Genomic DNA, 18,426 nt, shown 5'->3' with positions numbered 1-18,426 from the left:
ATGTTTATCTTCAATCAACGCATGCAGAAATTTCGGCTGTGCTACGTTTACTATTGACAGGTAACGCATTAGTCGTGAATGAAAGGCTGAGAGCGACATTTCTACCTTCTTTCTCTTTTCACGGGCTCATTAGATGCGCCCTACATTGGTCAATTATAAAAGGATTTAGATGTGACGAAATTAGCCATCAGCATCAGACACAAAACCATACTGGCGACAGTATTGGCAGTGGTTCTGGTGATCATCGTACTGATCAGTACCACCGTGAGCCAAGGTCGTAAGATCATTCTCGACCAAACCTATTCACAGCAGCTTCCGGCTTCGTTGGGAGAAGTGAGTAACAAAATTAAGCTTGAGTTGGAGAAACCGCTGGTTATCGCAGATGTGATGTCGGAGCTTTCCCAACTGACCGAATTTACAGGTGAGGGTAGTGCAGAAATCGTCGATATCCTTAGCCGTATTCAGCAGCAGTTTGGTGCTCTGACGGCGTTCTACGTCAATACCGTTGATAGCAGCTACTACACTCCGACCGGCAAATTGAAAGACATGTCGGCGCAGTCTAGTGATGACCAATGGTTTTATGGTTTTCTCGCCAGTGGCAAGAAAGTCGAGCTATCGATTGATGTCGATGACTCTACTGGTGTAGCGACTGTGTTTGTTAACCATGTGGTGATGCAACAAGGCAAGCGTATTGGTGTTACCGGGATTGGCTTGTCACTACAAAATATGGGGAAAACCGTCGCAAACTACTCGCTGGGTGAGCAAGGTCAACTGATGCTGGTCGACAATCAAGGAGTAGTGAAAATTCACGCAGATGCCAATATGGTTGGTAAATCACTCAACGACTTACAGCTGCGAGAATTGGCAGCGGAGCTGGGTAAACTCAGTGACACAGACTCACACATTATTGAAGCTGAAGTGAACGGCAGCGCCATGATTGTCGGGTTTATTGCTTTGCCAGAGCTCGGTTGGACACTGGTTTCTCTTCAGCCTCAAAGTGAAGTGCTGGCGGAGCTGAATCAGTTTATTCAGACCATGACTTACATCGGTGTGGTGGTGGCCTTACTATTTATTGTCATTAGTGCTTATATGACCAATACGCTGCTTAAACCTTTGTCGGCCACGGCAGACTTGCTGCTGGAAATCGGCGGCGGTGGTGGTGACCTGACGCAAAGGCTGGACGAAAGCCGCAATGACGAAGTCGGCAGCATTGCCCGTGGTTACAACCAGTTTGTTGCTTATATGGGCAATGTCTTGCAAGAGATCGACCGCTCGCGCGCTGATTTGGTGGCAACCATTGATCATATTGATTCTCAAGCCAGTGAGATGAAACATCAGATCCAAGGGCAGGAGCAGAACATTGACCAAGTCGCGACAGCGATCCATGAAATGAGCGCTAGCTCGGAAGAGATCGCCAGCAATGCCAACAATACGTCAGACAATGTGCAGCAAGCGACAGTAGAAGTGAAACATGGTTTGTCATCGGTCAGTGACACATTTTCTCATACCGAAGCGATGAGTCGCCAGTTGGATCAGAGTAGTCAGAGTATTGAAAAGCTCTCTAATGATATCAACGCCATTGATACGGTACTGGATGTGATCAGCGGCGTGTCGGAGCAAACCAATTTGCTTGCACTCAATGCGGCGATAGAAGCAGCTCGCGCGGGAGATCAGGGGAGAGGGTTTGCTGTGGTAGCGGACGAAGTGCGCACATTAGCGTCACGCACGCAGGATTCAGCCAGTGAAATTCGCACCATTATCGAAAATCTTCAGGGTCTCAGCGATACGGTGGTGAAAGAAGTTGGCCAGAGTCACAGTACCGGTAAAGCGTGTTTAACCGCCGCTCAGGCTTCAGAGAAGCACTTAGAGTCTATCAATCAGTTTGTTGATGAGATTCACCAGCTGAGTAGCCAGACCGCCACTGCGACCAATGAGCAGTCTCAGGTTATCAATGAAATTGCTCCGCATGTTTCGAGTATTGCTGATGTGGCACGCAGCAACACTGAGATGGTGAATCAAACCTCCCATCATTGTGCCGATCTGAAAGACAATGTGAATTCTCTCAGCCAGCTGGTGGCGAAGTTCAAGTTCTAACTCGTAAGGCGGCCATAAGGCCGCTTTTTTATTGGAGGCTAGGGATCGTTGTGATAGCCAGGCAGATAGATAGGCTCCTGCTGGGAAGCCTCATCTAGCCATTCTCTTACGTATGGGCGATTGAGAAGTTCCCTGAACCAACGTTGGGTATGAGGCCATCGTTCATCGGCCTCAAGATGAGAAGAGAAACGCACTACCGAAGGCAACAGCATAATGTCGGCGATGGAAAACCCTCCTACCAAGTAATGCCCTCGGTACTCGTTAATGGTGTCGTTCCAGAGCTGATAAATGGCTTCAATTTGCGCTGTCTCATCTTGGCTCAGAGCTCTTTTGTCGGGATAAAATGAGCTTTCAAACGATAATGCTGAGCAGACACGACCAAAAGTGGAATGCTGCCAGGCGGCAAACGATCTGGCTTTCGCCCGTGCGCCAATGTCCTCTGGCCACAAACTACCTTCACCGAGTTCACTGGCGTATTCTGCGATCGCCAGTGAGTCAAAAATGATCAGGCCATCGTCATCCAGCACGGGCACTGCTGCCGGTGGAGAAAAGGTGCCGATATGCTGCAGGTTTTCCCAACGTTGCGGGCGGCGAATGTCGATAATCCGCTCTTCAAAAGGAATCCCCTGTTCTTTTAACGCCAACCAAGCCCTGAATGCCCAGCTAGAGGCATTGCGATTACCACTGTAGAGAATGCGTTTCATGTTGCGTCCTTTCTGATGATGATGGCCCTATTATAAGGTTGCTCCGCTGTTAGTTCGCTTGAATATCGACATGTAAACGCCTATAAAAAGGCGTATAACTCAATTATACGCGGAATAATGGCATGGATGCTTTTGATCATCACATTCTTCGAGCTCTTCAGAACAACAGTCGAATCAGTAGCGAAGTATTAGGTGCTGAGATTGGTTTATCACCATCGGCCTGTCAGCGGCGGATCAAAAAACTCAAACAACAGGGGGTGATCAAGCAAGAAGTGGCGGTGCTGGATGCTAGTCAACTGCCGGGATTCATCACCACATTGGTAGATATCACTCTGGAGCGTGGTGGAGAAACTGCGCTAGATGAGTTTATTCACGCGCTTGAAGCTGAGTCTCAGGTTCAGCAGTTTTATTACGTAGCGGGCGACGTGGATTTTGTCGTCATTGTCGTCACTCAGGATATGAAGGCCTATGATGCACTATCGAGGCGTCTGTTTATGTCCAACCAAAATATCAAAAAGTTTTCGACCAAAGTCGTGATTCAACCGGGCAAAGTTGGTCTTGAACTTCCTGTGTGAAATGTGCAGCTTTTGTTTTGACTTCAAAGGCTTGAAAAGGCATTTAATGAATCCTTGTCTATACTGATTCTGAACACTGATAAATAGTGTGAATGATTGAAGCGGGATATTCGAGGGGTCTCTATGTGCAGAACAACTTGGTTTAGCACTTTGGTGGTTGGTTTGATGTTATCCAATGTGGTTTACGCTCTGCCGGTTCCGGAAGGTGACCCAATTCTTTGGGTATCGGGAAAGATTACCAAATCCAACACTGCCGATGGTGTTGAGTTCGATTCCGCGATGATAAAGCAACTTGAGCAAGGAACGATTAAGACCAATAACCATGTGGTTTCTGATATTGTCGAATACAAAGGACCGAAAATGAGTGCTGTGTTGGATTATGTGGGTGCTCAAGGCTCGACGGTCAAAGTCATTGCTTGGGATGAATATGTGGTCAGCATTCCGATGTCAGACATCAAAAAATACGGTGTTTTGCTTGCGACGCATGAAGATGGCATCAAAATGACCATTGATGGTAAGGGTCCGTTCTTCGTTGTATTCCCCTTCACTGATAACCCCGAGATCCAAAACGATCTGTTTTATAGCCTGTCCGTGTGGCAAGTTCGAGAGATTGTTATCGAGTAAGCAGTATGGAACGGTTTTGGGATAGGGGACGTTACTTTGTTGTGATTATTTCGGCATTGTGCTCTCTGCTTTTGTTGGTCATTGCCTATGTTTTTTACTCTGTAACAGAAATCAAAAATGTATCCTCTGAGCCTTACGTTACGATAATCAACAACAACATTTCAGCTAAAACAAAACTGCTGTTCGTAAAATCTGAAGTGCTTTCCTTTTCCGCCCTTAGAGATAAGAAAAGCCTGTCAAAACTCAAATTTAAATCCAGAATTTATAAGTCGAGTATCCTGCAGGACCTCCTCGCTGAACGAACCAATCGTGTTCATGAAAAATTTGGTAACGTGGATGAACTTCAGCAAGTTGTTGAGGACATTCGATCTGTTTTCGACTTGATAGACCAGCTTAGCCTTACCAATGTGGAAAACATCGATACAGTGATAAATCGTATTGATGGTACTTATTCGAGACTCAATGTTTACTTAGCTGACTTTGTTGCCGAAGTACAACGTCAACAGATCGAGTTTCTCGATTTCAAAGAATCTTTCTATAACAAACAGTATGTTTATTTAGGCATCATTTTGTTGTGTTCCATGCTGATGATTGGTGTGATTTCATGGATGTATCTACACCAGATTCGGTTAAGTAAAGACCTAGAGGAAAGAACCAAGGTGATGGAAGAGGCGAAGCGAAACGCTGAGCAAAGCTCCATTGCGAAAGCCCGATTTCTCGCCAACATGTCTCATGAAATGCGTACTCCTCTGAATGCAATTATTGGGTTGAGTCAGAAAGAGTATTACCAATCGTCTGATGAGCAAACCAGACACTTCCTTTCGATGATCAACAGCTCAGGTGAGCACTTGCTTAAGCTGATTAACAACGTGTTAGACCTCAGCAAGATTGAGCAAGGTAAGTCCAAATTGGAGAGTGATGAGTTCTTTATCAGTGAGCTGATTGATGTCTCTAAAACCGTGTTTATTAACTTCGATAAGCAGCAAGCGGTAGATGTCTTCTTTTCAGTATCCTTGGATCGAAACTATAAGATAAAGTCGGATAAAACTAAGCTCGTCCAGATAATCAATAACTTAGGTTACAACGCGCTCAAATTTACGGAATCAGGTCACGTCGAGATCCACATATCTCTTAGTTCAGAGTCTGGGATGCTGCATATTGTGGTGAAGGATACTGGGATTGGTATGACTCAAGAGCAATTGGATAAAGTGTTTCAGGAGTTTACCCAAGCAGATGACTCGATTACCCGAAAGTATGGAGGCACCGGGCTGGGTTTGTCGATATGTCAGTCTTTAGTGAATTTGTTGGGTGGCGCTATCAGTGTAGAAAGCTCGCTGGGTGAGGGTAGTGAATTCTCAATTGAAGTCCCCGTGAGTATTACTGATTCCGCCCCTTTAGTCAGTGACAAGCTGGCGACAGGATCAGTGAGAGTAGTATCAGATAACCGCTATGCGACTGAATTGATTAGCAAAGAGCTTAACAAGCTGGAGCTGTATGACGCTCATGGGGATTCGGTATTATGTTATCTGCGCAGTGATGATGTTTTGGAAAATACGCTCAAACAAGCGCACTGCCGTGATGACCAAACACTCATTGTGTATGGGAATATCAATACGACACTTCCGCCGAGCGAAAACATGACATTATTGAGTAAGCCGTACGACTTATTTAGTTTGCTCGATTGTTTACAAGCGATGGCTAAAACGGATTCAAAACAAGAGCGCACTGTGGGTGGGGACGACGTTTCTGGGGTCTCCGTTATGTTGGTTGAAGACATTCGTATGAACCAAATCGTCGCTCAGAAAATGCTGGCAACCTTGGAGGCAGAGGTCACCACCGTGAACAACGGGCAGGAATGTGTCGACTTACTTAATCATGAGCATTTCGATATTATCTTTATGGATATCCAGATGCCGGTGATGGATGGGTTAGAAGCACTCAAACAGATAAAGCGTGACAACCTTGCACCAGATACCGCAATCATCGCACTGACCGCCAACACGTTTGAAAGTGATGTACAGAACTACCTAGAGCAAGGTTTTGATAACGTGCTTCCTAAACCATTTAAGTTAGAGTGGTTGAAAGGGATGTTAGAGAAACACGCATGAGTTTGTAGTTCTAATCAGATTTCACACCCACGATCATTCCCACTCTTTGGTTCTCGATACCTAGCAGCCATTTTTTGATGGGATTTAAGTTACCAAAGTCGTAGCAGTGGGCTGAGAAAACGCTGCTAAAGCCTGCTTTGATCAGTTGTTCTCGCCAGAAAAGTTCTGAATTAAAACACACTCCGACCCCTGCAGTATTTGAACCTAACTTGGCTACAAGCGTTTTAATCAGAGTCGAGGAGGTGAGCTGATAAATTCTTTTGCCTGGAATATTGGAGTGGTCCGTGCCTTCATAGAGATTCTCAAAAATCACAACGATGCCCTCTGGTGCTAGCATGTGGTAAGCATCTTTTAACCCCTTCAGTTGTAATTCATGCGTCTTGGAGTAGGTTGGTGCGACAAAATGGTTGAGTACCCAGTTGAACTGGATTAAGTCGTATTTGAAGAAGCAGTCGAAGCTTTGGTAATGAGCTTGGATCAGGTTTTTGCGACTATTAGGGTTGTTCTCGTTCAATGCATTCTCGTCAGGATCAACGATAGTGACCTGACAGCCTGGATATCGACCGATGAGTTTGTCCGCGTAGCTACCGTTGCCTCCACCGACATCGAGAAAATGTGCTTGGTTAGGATTTGGTATGTAGCGTTCGATAATATCTGAGACAAGGTGAAACAGCTCCTTGTCGATAATGTCTCCCTTGGATAAAACAATCTTATTCTGGCCAAGATACTTAGCTTGTTCACTCATATTCAACACCTCCACTGTTATGATGAAACTTAGCAGTTATTGTGCCGATATTTTTTGTATTTAAGTTGCTGTTTTATAAGTGTTTATTTTGACTATTACAGACGTTATTATTTTGAGATTGATTTTGATATTCAATAAGATACGAGGAACAAAAAAACGCCCTTGCGAAGCAAGAGCGTTTTCACTCAAAGACCGAGTTAACTAGCAAACTTTTTTGCGTCGATACGTCCTTCTGCGTCATAGGCTTTCTCGCCATAGATGTACGTCTTAGAAACGGTGCGATCATCGCCAAGGCTCATCAGCACAAACAGCTTCTCTTCCAAGGTTTTGGCCTGTTCCATACGGAAACGCATCAGTTGAGTTGCATGTAAATCCAGCACGACAAAGTCCGCTTCTTTACCCACTTCAAGGTTACCAATTTTGTCTTCAAGGTGGAGTGAACGTGCGCCGCCCAGTGTTGCTAAGAACAGGGATTTCAATGGATGCAGTTTTTCCTGTTGAAGCTGCATGATCTTATACGCTTCACTCATCGTCTCAAGAATCGAGAAGCTGGTACCAGCGCCGACATCGGTGCCCATACCGACGCGAACCCCATGTTCTTCCAGTTTAGGTAGTTTGAAGAGACCAGAACCGAGGAACAGATTCGATGTTGGACAGAAGGCAATTGCCGATTCAGTTTCTGCCAAACGCTGACATTCACAATCAGAGAGATGAATGCCGTGAGCAAACACAGAGCGCTTATGCAGCAGTCCGTAATGGTCGTAGACATCCAGATAAGAGTCGCGCTCTGGGAACAGCTCAAGTACCCATTCAATCTCTTTCTTGTTCTCTGAAAGGTGGGTATGCATGTACACATCTGGGTATTCTTCCAGAAGTTTACCTACAGTCGCCAGCTGTTCCGGTGTGCTGGTTGGAGCGAAACGGGGCGTAACCGCATAAAGCAGTCGGCCTTTGTTGTGCCATTTTTCAATCAGCTCTTTAGACGCTTCATAACCAGATTCTGGTGTATCGGTCAGGTAGTCTGGCGCGTTGCGGTCCATTAGGACTTTACCTGCGATCATACGCAAGTTGCGGCGCTCTGCCTCTTCAAAGAATACGTCGACCGACTCTTTATGTACTGTACCAAACACGAGTGCTGTGGTGGTGCCGTTACTCGCTAGCTCATTGAAGAACAGCTTCGCGACTTTATGCGCGTAAACCGGATTTTTGAAGCGTCTTTCTTCTGGGAAGGTGTAGTTTTCTAACCAGTCGAGCAGTTGCTCACCGTAGGAGGCGATCATGCCGGTTTGCGGATAATGAATATGGGTGTCAATAAAACCTGATGTGATCAGCTTGTCTTCATATTCGGTGATGTTGAGGTTCTTTGGCTGCCTTTTAAGCACCTCTTCTGTCTCACCGATATCGACGACGTGGCCGTCTTCTACCACGAGAAGACCGTCGTCGAAAAACTGATACGAGTTTTCCAGTCCGACGTCTTTTGGGTCAGCAATACTGTGCAGAAGGCTTGCACGATAAGCTTTACGTTGAGTTGTCATGTTTACTTCCTTTAAAGGCCCTCTTTGGGGCTAGGCGATTTTCTCTTCCAATGATGAATCGCTCAGTTGTTCTTCTTTACTGTGTGGCGTAGGGCGTTTTTCTTCAAGCGAAATTCCCTGATAGTGTGCGATTAATTCACCCGCAACCGAGACCGCAATTTCAGCAGGATGTTTTCCATTCACCATGCTGATTCCAATTGGACAAATCATCGTATTTATTTGTTGCGGGCTGTAGCCTCGCTGCGCCAAACGCATGTCGAACTTTTTGCGCTTGGTTAGTGAACCTATCATGCCGAAATACACACTGTCGTCGCGATCAATGATTGCCTTGGCCAATTCAAAATCGAGCTGATGATTGTGTGTCATGACCAGATAGTAGCTATTGGGTGACATGTCGCGTACTTCAGCGACAGGATCATCGCTCACCAACTTGGTTACGTTACGAGGGAGTTCATCAGGGAATACGTCTTCACGCTCATCAATCCAAGTGACACGGAAAGGGAGAGTCGAGACGATATGCAAAAGGGCTTTGGCAACATGGCCAGCACCGAATACCACTAGATGTTTTTGCGCGGTTCCAATTGGCTCGAAGCTCAGTGTTGCCATTCCGCCACAACACTGACCTAAACGAGCCCCGAGATTAAAGCGCTCCACTTTCAGTGAACGTTCACCCGCAAGCAGCATTTCACGCGCCATTTTGGTGGCGATGTGCTCCAGATGACCACCACCAATGGTGGCAATCAAACGGTCGCGAGTGACCAACATTTTTGTGCCCGCATCCCGTGGCACTGAGCCACGGTCTTCCAATACGGTCACCATCACGCAAGGTTCACTGTTTTTCTCTAGCTGTGCCAGTTCATGAATCCAATTGTCCTTAAACATACGTCTCTCCTTGAACGGTAAACCCTTGAATAACCGCTTAAACCTCTTGCGTGTTCTGTTTTGCCACTTGTTGTTGCGTTTGCGTTACCTCATTGATTGCCATCAACACACGTTCTGGTGTTGCTGGTGTATCTAATTTAGGTATAGCACCTTCAACGGCAACTGAGGCAATGGCATCTTTCAGTGCACTCCACACTGACATGCCGAGCATGAATGGCGGCTCACCGACAGCCTTGGAGTTAAACACGGTATCTTCTGGGTTGGCTCGATTTTCCAGAAGGTGAGTGTGGAACTCGATAGGCATATCGGCGATCGCCGGAATCTTGTAGCTGGCAGGCCCGTTGGTCATCAGACGACCTTGTTCGTTCCAGATCAGCTCTTCTGTGGTCAGCCAGCCTACACCTTGCAGGAAGCCGCCCTCGACCTGGCCAATATCAATTGCTGGGTTAAGAGAAGCCCCTACATCGTGCAGAATGTCTGCGCGCAGAATTTTGTATTCGCCTGTCAGGGTATCCACAATGACTTCTGAACAAGAGGCACCGTACGCGAAGTAGTAGAACGGACGGCCACGCGCTTTCTCATGGTCATAGTAGATTTTTGGTGTGCGGTAGAAACCAGTGCTCGATAGCGATACTTGGTTGAAATAGGCCAGCTGAACAAAGGCTTCGAAGGTCAGAATTTCATCACGAATCACGACCATACCGTTTTTAAACACCACTTCTTCTGCTGACACTTTGTAGTGACTGGCAGCGAAGTCGATCAGACGCTGTTTAATGGTCAGTGCGGCGTTCTGGGCGGCCTTACCGTTGAGGTCGGCGCCCGATGAGGCCGCGGTTGGTGATGTGTTCGGTACTTTGTCTGTGTTGGTAGCGGTGATTTGGATACGTTCAACATCTACTTGGAACTCCTCAGCAACGATTTGCGCCACCTTGATGTTCAGACCCTGACCCATTTCCGTACCACCGTGATTCAAATGAATACTGCCATCGGTGTATATATGGATGAGCGCACCAGCCTGATTCAGGAAAGTCGCAGTGAAAGAAATACCAAATTTCACTGGTGTGATCGCCAGACCTTTTTTAAGGATCGGGCTTTGCTTGTTGAACTCAGCGATGGCTTTACGGCGTGCGTGATAGTCACTGCTTTGTTCAAGTTGCTCAGTGATTTCTGGCAGGAAGTTATCTTCAACTGTCTGGTAGTAATGAGTGACGTTACGTCCCTCACCACCGTAGTAATTCGCTTTACGGACTTCGAGTGGATCTTTACCCAGATAGCGGGCAATTTCATCCATGATATGCTCAATGGTCATCATCCCCTGCGGGCCACCAAATCCACGGTAAGCCGTATTCGACGCCGTGTTGGTTTTGCAGCGGTGACCTGTCACTGTAGCATCACCCAGATAATATGCGTTGTCTGAGTGGAACATTGCACGGTCGACAATCGAGCTCGACAGATCCGGAGAGTAACCACAGTTACCCGCTACGATGATGTCAGCCCCTTCAATGACGCCATCATCGTTAAATCCTATTTTGTACTGGTTATAAAATGGGTGACGCTTGCCCGTCATGGTCATGTCTTCCATACGAGGCAGACGCATCTTAGTTGGGCGTTTAGTTAGATGTGCAATGACTGCAGCCATACACGCTGGCGCTGCGGCTTGCGTTTCTTTACCCCCGAAACCGCCGCCCATACGACGCATATCGATCACGACCTTGTGCATCGAAACCCCAAGTACTTCGGCGACCAGCTTTTGTACTTCAGTTGGGTTTTGTGTCGAGGTATAAACGATCATGCCACCATCTTCGGTTGGCATCACGCTGCTGACCTGAGTCTCAAGGTAGAAGTGTTCCTGACCACCAATCTCTAGATCGCCTTCAATCACGTGTTTTGCTTTGGCGAGTGCAGCCGCTGAGTCACCGCGTTTTTGCTGGTGGCTTTCAGTGACAAACAGCTCTTTCTCAAGCGCTTCTTTTACGTCGAGTACTGGCGGTAGGGCTTCGTATTCAACAATGGCGGCTTGCGCGGCTTTGCGTGCCGTTTCCATATCATCCGCGGCAACGGCAAGTACGGGCTGACCGTAGTATTGAACTAGACCGTCAGCAAGCAGTGGATCGCCCGGTAGAATGGCACCGATATCCAACTGGCCCGGTACGTCTTCGTGGGTGATGGCAATCGCAACGCCTTCAAATTCGTAACACGGCGAAACGTCCAGTTTGGTGATTTTTGCGTGAGCTTGGGTGCTCAGGCGTGCATACACGTGCAACTGGTTAGGGAATTCTAAGCGGTCATCAATGTAAACCGCTTCACCTGTGACCTGCTTCGGAGCGCTGTCGTGTTTTACGCTTTTACCAACGCCGGTTTTCAGATCCTGCTTTACGATGGCGACCATCTCTTCTTGAGTCATGGTCTGATGATGTGCGTTAGACATAAGACGTTACCCTTGTTTCGATCTGGTTGTTGTGATGAGTCTGCTCGATGTAGAAGCGACGCAGCATGTTCGCTGCTGTCATTGAGCGGTACTCTTTGCTGGCACGGAAGTCGCTCAGTGGCTCAAAATCGTTATGGATTTCAGCCATCGCGGCATCAATGGTTGCTTGTGTCCATTCTTTGCCTAATAGCGCATTTTCACAGTGCGTTGCACGTTTTGGCGTTGCCGCCATACCACCGAAAGCGATGCGGGCATTGATGACTTTATTGTCTTCAATCTCAATATTGAATGCGCCACAAACCGCAGAAATATCGTCGTCTAGACGCTTGGAAAGCTTGTAAGCACGGAAGGTTTCGTTCGCTTTTGATTTAGGAATAATCACTTGCTCGATAAATTCACTTTCCTGCTGAGCGGTGACTTTATAGCTGATGAAGTAGTCTTCAATCGGCAAGATCCGGGTCTGCTTACCACGGCGCAATTTCACTTGTGCATTCAGTGCAATCAAAAGCGGCGGCGCATCACCGATAGGGGAGGCGTTACCAATGTTGCCACCCAATGTGCCCTGATTACGGACTTGAAGAGAAGCAAAGCGATGCAGCAGCTCACCAAAATCAGAGAAATGTTGAGTCAGAAGTTGGTAGGCATCGCTGATCGCAACGTTAGCACCAATGTGTAGAGCATCGTCACTTTCTTCACACACTTTCATGTCTTCAACCAGATTTACGCTGATCAACGTTTCAATCTCGCGGTGGAATTGAGTGACTTCAAGAGCCAAATCAGTACCTCCAGCAACCAGCTTGGCCTTTGGATTTGCAGTGTAAATTTGAGCCAGTTCGTCAATGCTACGAGGGATATATGCTGTTAGGTTGCCTTGGCTCAGACTGGCGGGTTGCCCCTGAAGAGCTTCTAGTCGAGCAATGGTCTCTTTTTCCAGCTCAACAAACTGGTCCATCAATGGTTCATCAGAAGCCAGAGACAAAGCGGCGTCAACAATAGGGCGGTACCCGGTACAGCGGCATAAGTTACCCGCCAGAGACTCCATGACATCTTCCTTGTTCGCCGCAGGTTTGTTCTTGCTCAGAGCAAACATCGACATGATAAAACCTGGAGTACAGTAACCACATTGAGAACCGTGGAAATCGACCATCGCTTGCTGAGTTGGGTGAAGCTTGTTTTTGTTCTGCAAGTCTTCAACGGTAATCAGCTGCTTACCATGTAGTGCGGATACGAACGTCAGACAGGAATTCACCGAGCGATACTGAAGTTGGCCTTCGATCACTTCGCCTAGTACTACGGTACAGGCACCACAGTCACCTGAGCCACAGCCTTCTTTAGTACCTGTTTTTTGTACATGTGTTCTCAGGTACTGCAGCACTGTCATATTTGGTGACAGCTCACTCTCTTGTCTGAGTTCTTGATTGAGTAGGAAAGTAATCAAGAGACCTCCTTGTGCATTGACACTATTGTTCCAATAATAATTTTCTGACCTTTGGGTCAATAATTGGATAATTTGACTGTAAGGTCAACTTTAATTTTACAATATTGCAACATGAAATGACCGATAAAGGTGTCATTAACAAGAGTGGTGGCAAAGTAAGTCTATGAATTTAATGATGTTAAATTTTGTTTTGACGTTAAAAATTTTAACGCAAAGAAATTTAATATTGTATTTTATTTTGTGTACAATCTTGATGGTGAGAAACAAAAAGTCCGGCAAGGCGCCGGACTTAGGTAATGCAAAATCAGCTGATTATTTGTTCTTCAATAGATCCGAAAAGACGACATGTAGGTCGTTTGAAGCAGCATTACTATCAAGGTTTAGCTTGGAACGGATATGAGATAAGTGCTCTTCCATCAGGCTGATAGCTTGCTCAGTATCGCCAGATTCAATCGTATCTAGCAACTGGGTATGCTCGTCCTGAGAGCAGTTTGAATGGTTGCCAGTTTCATACTGGGCAATCAGCAGTGATGTTTGCGACACTAAGCTTCTCTGGAATGCGAGCAATGGGGCGTTGTTTGCCATCTCAGCCAGCTTAATGTGGAACTCCCCAGATAGTCGAAGTCCTTTACCGTAATCACCGTTATCGAAAGCCTCGTTTTCTTTTTCTACCAAGCGTCGGCACTCTTCTATCTTCGCGCTGGTGGCATGTTCAACGGCAAGCTCAATAATGGCAAGCTCCATGACTTCACGCGCTTTGATGATTTGTTTTGCTTCTTCTTTGGTCGGTGCAGACACCATCGCACCGCGGTTTGGTCTGATGCTGACCACCTGTTCCATCGACAGTCGGAGCAAGGCTCGACGTATGATGGTTCGACTAACGCTGAAGATCTCTGCTAAAGCTTCTTCATTCAGCTTGGTCGCTGGTGGCAACCGTTGTTCAAGTATCGCATCGAAGATGTGGCAATAAACCACGTCATCCTGCGTTTGACCGGCGACTTTTGTTTTAATGTTTTTCGCCACAGAATTTTTTAGATTTGCCATAGGCGGCTTGTCACCCTCAACCTATTTATTTCCCTGATAAAACAATGATACTTCACTTTGTATACACGTGGCTAGCATTGGCAAGCTGGGCGAGCACAGAAGTGAAACATAAAGCGCAAAACTCCACCCATTTTTCTAGCGTGATTGTTAATAAAGTGTTTTGGTCAGCGCAGTTTAGATTCTAACCACCTAGTAATGAGGTATGATTAACGCGACCACAACACCTAGCTATATCACGTGGAACACTGACATCAAACAAGGTTACGAATCGGCTGGAGTGGATTGTTCGGTGTATTCGGTTCCCCGACGATACCCGGACTTTGTGTGGGTGGTTCCTTATTGCTTTGGCGGCTACACTGTTCAGGCAAACAAAACAAGGAATGCAGACATGATTCAGAAAGGCCAAGCTATACCAACCGGAACCCTTAGCGAACTAGGTGAGGAGGGTATGGTAACCCATAACACAGAGGAGCTTTTTGCAAACAAGCGAGTGGTGCTTTTTGCTGTTCCAGGCGCATTTACGCCAACCTGTTCAGAAGCTCATTTACCTGGTTACGTAGTACTTGCTGATGACATTAAGGCAAAAGGTATCGATGTTATCGCGTGTGTTTCAGTCAACGATGCTTTTGTCATGCAAGCGTGGGGAGAAGCGCAAAATGCCACGGAAATTATGATGCTGGCTGATGGTGATGCGAGCTTTACAAAAGCTTTGGGACTTGAAATGGACACGGCGATCTTCGGTGGTATTCGTTCACAGCGCTATGCCATGGTTATCGAAAACGGTGTGGTGACCCAGTTAAATGTTGAGGAACCTAAGCAATTTGAGGCGAGTAAGGCTGAGACTATATTAGCGGCTCTTTAGTAAGCTTTAAGGCCATCAAGGGTTCAGGATAGTCTATCCTGAACCCTTTTCAGTGAGAATGCTTATCAAGGAGGAGGAAGCGGTATTCATTTCCAACCTTGAAGCCATTTCTCTCGGTGTTTTAAGTCTCGCCAGTCGATGGGATATTCTTTTTTGGATAGCACCGCCTCTAGTTTACAAGAGGTGACCACACCATCCTCGTCAAACTCGACTTCAGAGACTAAGAAATGCTTTTCTCGATTAACAGGCTCTAAGGCTGTCCATTTGCTGTTAGGTAATTTAGCTGGGTTTATTCGATTCATCTCAAGGCCATACCGATCTAATTGCATTAAAAACAACAGGTTTTACGCAGGTGATAAGGTATAAGTTCAGTGACACATCGCGTTTAATTAGACAGAAGTACCTAACGCCTTGTTATGCTGTGTGTGAAAGGTACAATCGCAAGCTTTCCAGAGAGGAGGAGCCACGATGCTATTTAACAATGATATCGATGAGATGGTTAGCTATTTAGAGCGTTTCTGCAAAGCGCCGCATGTCAAAGCCTTGGATAGCGTCTCAGATGTTCAGATCAACTTACTTCTCGATTTCATAGCGCTAGCCCACAAGTTGAATTGTGATATCTACCCAACGAGAAACCTGAAGAGTTCGCACTTCATTGGTATCGGTATTTTCGCTCTCACACAAGATAGAGCGCCTCAAGGGAACCTGTTTCTTAAAATTGAACAAGACCAAATTCACCTTACATTTGAACTCGACCCGTGTCATGAAGACAACTTGTTAACGCCTATCCGAGTGATTGACGCACTTAGTTATCTTGCTGAGCATTCAGGCGATGCTCTTCTGCCCGAAGACTACCGTCAGTGAATTAATGCAACGTTTGTTCTGTGTCTAGTGCTATCTATCGGATAATAGTTTTCAGTATTCTACTCCAGTGGTAAAGGACTAAGCTCCGCGTAGTCGGTAGTAATCTTTATACCCTTGTCGACTTTGATAAGGACACCATCACCTACTACTAATGTCGCATCCTCTAGCATTACCTTTACGCTTCCTGTTACAACGGAAGCGGCTTCTGTCCCCCAAAGTTCATCTGACTCGACTTCAAACGTCAAATCTTCAGGCACAAATATTTCTACATTGCCACTAAAGAGTTGAGCGTTGTTTTCATCAGAACTTTCTATCTGATCTGCACTAATTTCAATACTTGAAGCCATTGTGGGCTGTACAAAAAACAATATAGCGCTGACAAAAATAACGATAATTGAAGAGCACATCGCCGCGAGTTTCGTTTTGAAACTTATGCCGATGGAATTTTCTGAGCTTTCTTCTTGTACTAGCAGTTCATTGGCATCTATTTCAAAACTAGCTGCTAGTGCTTTGACTGTTTCGGGTGAGGCTGTGCCTTCTTTCTCAACTCTTTGAATGGTTCTTAAACTTAATGCACTTACATCAGCTAAGTGTTGTTGACTCCATGCTCTAGATTTACGTTCATTTGATATTTTTTTAGTATTAACCTTCATTACACGTCCAACATCGAATGTTTGAGACTCAAGCATATATGAATTCAACATTTCTTATACGACAGTTTAACGCCAGTCATGCGCCAAAGGGGTGACATACAGCCTGGTTGAACGACACCCAACACAAATCTTGCCATTGATAGCTAACTAGTTTTTGTTCTGCGGTACATTCACAAGGTTGAAAAAAAATTTGAGTACGTGTCGAAAATAACAAAGTGAAAACGTCCTTGAGTTTGAAACAACAAACCAGAAGGAAACCTAAAATGAAATACATGCTTTTGCTTTATGCTGCACCAGATCAAGAACCAGCGTTTGGCACCCCTGAATTTGACAAGATGATGGAAGACTTTGCCCTTACCAGTGAGACATTTGAAAAGGATGGGGTGCTTGTTGGCGGCGAAGGGCTACAGGAGGTTGAAACGGCAACTTCACTGCGGATTAAGTCCGGTAAGGTGGAAACCATGGATGGCCCCTTTGCGGAAACACGTGAACACTTGGGTGGGTATTATATTGTTGACGTTCCCGATTTGGACGCTGCACTGCGATGCGCAGAAATCATCCCGGTGGCTAAGTTCGGCACCGTCGAAGTCCGCCCTCTATTGGATTATAACGAAGCCGATTAACGTATGAATAACGCCTCTTCAAAAGCTATTGCTATCAGTCATGTTATCAATGATGTCTTAAGTAAAGACAGAGGGCGGCTTTTGGCGGGGCTTATTTCGCGTCTTAATGACTTTCAATTAGCAGAGGATGCCCTACAGGAAGCATCGATGGCGGCATTGAAACACTGGGTTCGATCTGGTCCACCTCATAATCCAGAAGCTTGGCTGCTTAGAGTTGGTTTGAACAAAGGTATAGACCATCTTCGTCGAGTTCAGCGAGAGCAACGTAAAGTGGAGGGCCTTGCTGACACTTTCACCGGTGGTAAAGAGCTTGATGTTCCCGAGACCATTCCGGACGAACGTCTACGTCTTATCTTTACCTGCTGTCATCCAGCCTTGGAAGAAAAGTCGCGTATTGCTTTGACCCTGCGTACGGTCTGTAATTTAACGACCAAGGAAATCGCCGCCGCTTTTCTTGATAGCGAGCAAACCATGGGGCAACGATTGTATCGCGCCAAGACAAAGATTAAAGCCAAAGGAATTCGGTTCTCTCTCCCCGAGGCAGACAGATGGCATGACAGGCTGGAGACAGTGCTAACAACCATCTATTTGATATTCACAACTGGCTATGTCTTGGAAGAGGAGTGCCCGCGTACCCTATGCCAAGAGGGGATCTTCTTAGCCAGGCTTCTCACTAAGCTGCGACCGCATGAGCCGGAAATAGAAGGCGCACTGGCGTTAATGTTACTAACCGATGCGAGAAGCGCAGCTCGAATAAATGTAGATGGAGTCATGGTGCCTGTCGAAGAACAGGACGCTGCGCTATGGCAGCAAAACAATATTGATGAGGCTCACCACATCCTTTCTAATGCTGTCGAAAGAAAGCAACCTGGGTCTTTTCAGATTAAGGCAGCAATTGCAGACTGCCACATGATGAAGCCCAATCCTGATTGGGTTCAGATGTCTCTGCTTTATCAATCGCTATGGCGATTCGAGCCTACTCCGGTTGTCGCCTTGAACTGGGCAGTCGTGATGGCAGAGCTTGATTGCGCAGAACTTGCACTCAAGAAGCTGGATGAATTTAAAGAGGACCTTAAAGATTACCAACCTTGGTATGCAGCGCGGGCGCATATTCTGAGTAAGCTAGGGCAAAATGCAGAGGCGATCATTTTTTATAAACTGGCGATTGAGAAGGCCCCAAGTGCGGGGACACGTAAGTTTTTAGAGTTTAGATTACGAGAACTGGCACATTGACGTGTGGTTTACTT

The 18,426-nt window shown here is 46.3% G+C and carries 17 protein-coding genes; 8 read left to right on the top strand and 9 right to left on the bottom strand.

Translation table 11 applies throughout. The features are described from left to right. The first annotated feature begins 171 nt into the window (after positions 1-171). On the top strand, positions 172-2,094 hold the full coding sequence (locus QMA41_RS10105) for a methyl-accepting chemotaxis protein (protein WP_281629548.1): 1,923 nt from the start codon (positions 172-174) through the stop codon (positions 2,092-2,094). A 38-nt stretch (positions 2,095-2,132) separates the two neighbouring features. On the opposite strand, the gene QMA41_RS10100 is transcribed toward QMA41_RS10105, so the two are convergent. Continuing rightward, complete coding sequence (locus QMA41_RS10100) at positions 2,133-2,798, bottom strand: glutathione S-transferase family protein (RefSeq protein WP_281629547.1); 666 nt, start codon at positions 2,796-2,798, stop codon at positions 2,133-2,135. A gap of 122 nt (positions 2,799-2,920) precedes the next feature. On the opposite strand from QMA41_RS10100, the gene QMA41_RS10095 reads away from it, so the two are divergent. From QMA41_RS10095 to QMA41_RS10085, 3 genes are all read left to right on the top strand, one after another. Then, entirely contained in the window at positions 2,921-3,373 is a 453-nt protein-coding gene (locus tag QMA41_RS10095; protein ID WP_006961848.1) for an Lrp/AsnC family transcriptional regulator, read from the top strand. 123 nt (positions 3,374-3,496) lie between these two features. Continuing rightward, positions 3,497-3,997 (top strand): hypothetical protein, encoded by a 501-nt coding sequence (locus QMA41_RS10090; RefSeq protein WP_281629546.1) that lies wholly within the window; start codon positions 3,497-3,499, stop codon positions 3,995-3,997. Between the two features lie 5 nt (positions 3,998-4,002). Further along, a complete protein-coding gene (locus QMA41_RS10085) occupies positions 4,003-6,105 on the top strand; it encodes an ATP-binding protein (RefSeq protein ID WP_281629545.1) in 2,103 nt (700 codons plus the stop codon). Positions 6,106-6,115: 10 nt separating this feature from the next. Here QMA41_RS10085 and QMA41_RS10080 read toward each other — a convergent pair whose 3' ends face one another. The 6 genes from QMA41_RS10080 to QMA41_RS10055 form a co-directional block, all read right to left on the bottom strand. After that, on the bottom strand, positions 6,116-6,850 hold the full coding sequence (locus tag QMA41_RS10080) for a class I SAM-dependent methyltransferase (protein ID WP_281629544.1): 735 nt from the start codon (positions 6,848-6,850) through the stop codon (positions 6,116-6,118). Between the two features lie 197 nt (positions 6,851-7,047). Next, a complete protein-coding gene (gene guaD, locus QMA41_RS10075; protein WP_006961844.1) occupies positions 7,048-8,385 on the bottom strand; it encodes a guanine deaminase in 1,338 nt (445 codons plus the stop codon). Between the two features lie 30 nt (positions 8,386-8,415). Then, entirely contained in the window at positions 8,416-9,267 is an 852-nt protein-coding gene (gene xdhC / locus QMA41_RS10070) for a xanthine dehydrogenase accessory protein XdhC (protein WP_281629543.1), read from the bottom strand. A gap of 37 nt (positions 9,268-9,304) precedes the next feature. Continuing rightward, complete coding sequence (gene xdhB / locus QMA41_RS10065) at positions 9,305-11,695, bottom strand: xanthine dehydrogenase molybdopterin binding subunit (RefSeq protein WP_021455261.1); 2,391 nt, start codon at positions 11,693-11,695, stop codon at positions 9,305-9,307. Then, positions 11,688-13,133 carry a xanthine dehydrogenase small subunit gene (gene xdhA / locus QMA41_RS10060; RefSeq protein WP_095559947.1) on the bottom strand — a complete coding sequence of 482 codons (1,446 nt, stop codon included), beginning with the start codon at positions 13,131-13,133 and terminating at the stop codon, positions 11,688-11,690. Before xdhA ends, xdhB begins: the two co-directional genes overlap by 8 nt. Positions 13,134-13,445: 312 nt before the next feature. Further along, complete coding sequence (locus QMA41_RS10055) at positions 13,446-14,177, bottom strand: GntR family transcriptional regulator (RefSeq protein ID WP_043009752.1); 732 nt, start codon at positions 14,175-14,177, stop codon at positions 13,446-13,448. Between the two features lie 388 nt (positions 14,178-14,565). Between QMA41_RS10055 and QMA41_RS10050 the strand changes: the two genes are divergently transcribed. Next, the gene (locus QMA41_RS10050) at positions 14,566-15,039 is read left to right on the top strand and encodes a peroxiredoxin (protein WP_281629739.1); all 474 of its coding nucleotides are present in this window, start codon (positions 14,566-14,568) and stop codon (positions 15,037-15,039) included. A gap of 86 nt (positions 15,040-15,125) precedes the next feature. Here QMA41_RS10050 and QMA41_RS10045 read toward each other — a convergent pair whose 3' ends face one another. Then, a complete protein-coding gene (locus QMA41_RS10045) occupies positions 15,126-15,341 on the bottom strand; it encodes a TIGR02450 family Trp-rich protein (protein ID WP_095571157.1) in 216 nt (71 codons plus the stop codon). A 166-nt stretch (positions 15,342-15,507) separates the two neighbouring features. Here QMA41_RS10045 and QMA41_RS10040 point away from each other — a divergent pair, with 166 nt between their 5' ends. Beyond that, positions 15,508-15,903, top strand: a complete 396-nt coding sequence (locus tag QMA41_RS10040; protein WP_281629542.1) for a hypothetical protein — start codon at positions 15,508-15,510, stop codon at positions 15,901-15,903. A 59-nt stretch (positions 15,904-15,962) separates the two neighbouring features. Here QMA41_RS10040 and QMA41_RS10035 read toward each other — a convergent pair whose 3' ends face one another. Then, positions 15,963-16,556: a helix-turn-helix transcriptional regulator gene (locus QMA41_RS10035; RefSeq protein WP_281629541.1), complete on the bottom strand. Its 594-nt coding sequence runs from the start codon at positions 16,554-16,556 to the stop codon at positions 15,963-15,965. Between the two features lie 263 nt (positions 16,557-16,819). Between QMA41_RS10035 and QMA41_RS10030 the strand changes: the two genes are divergently transcribed. Further along, positions 16,820-17,179: a YciI family protein gene (locus QMA41_RS10030; protein WP_006961833.1), complete on the top strand. Its 360-nt coding sequence runs from the start codon at positions 16,820-16,822 to the stop codon at positions 17,177-17,179. A gap of 3 nt (positions 17,180-17,182) precedes the next feature. Then, entirely contained in the window at positions 17,183-18,412 is a 1,230-nt protein-coding gene (locus QMA41_RS10025; protein ID WP_281629540.1) for a DUF6596 domain-containing protein, read from the top strand. Positions 18,413-18,426: the final 14 nt, after the last annotated feature.

The organism is Vibrio sp. St2, assembly GCF_947311885.1.
GTDB classification, from domain to species: domain Bacteria; phylum Pseudomonadota; class Gammaproteobacteria; order Enterobacterales; family Vibrionaceae; genus Vibrio; species Vibrio coralliilyticus.
This window is presented reverse-complemented; position numbering and strand designations above follow the sequence as displayed.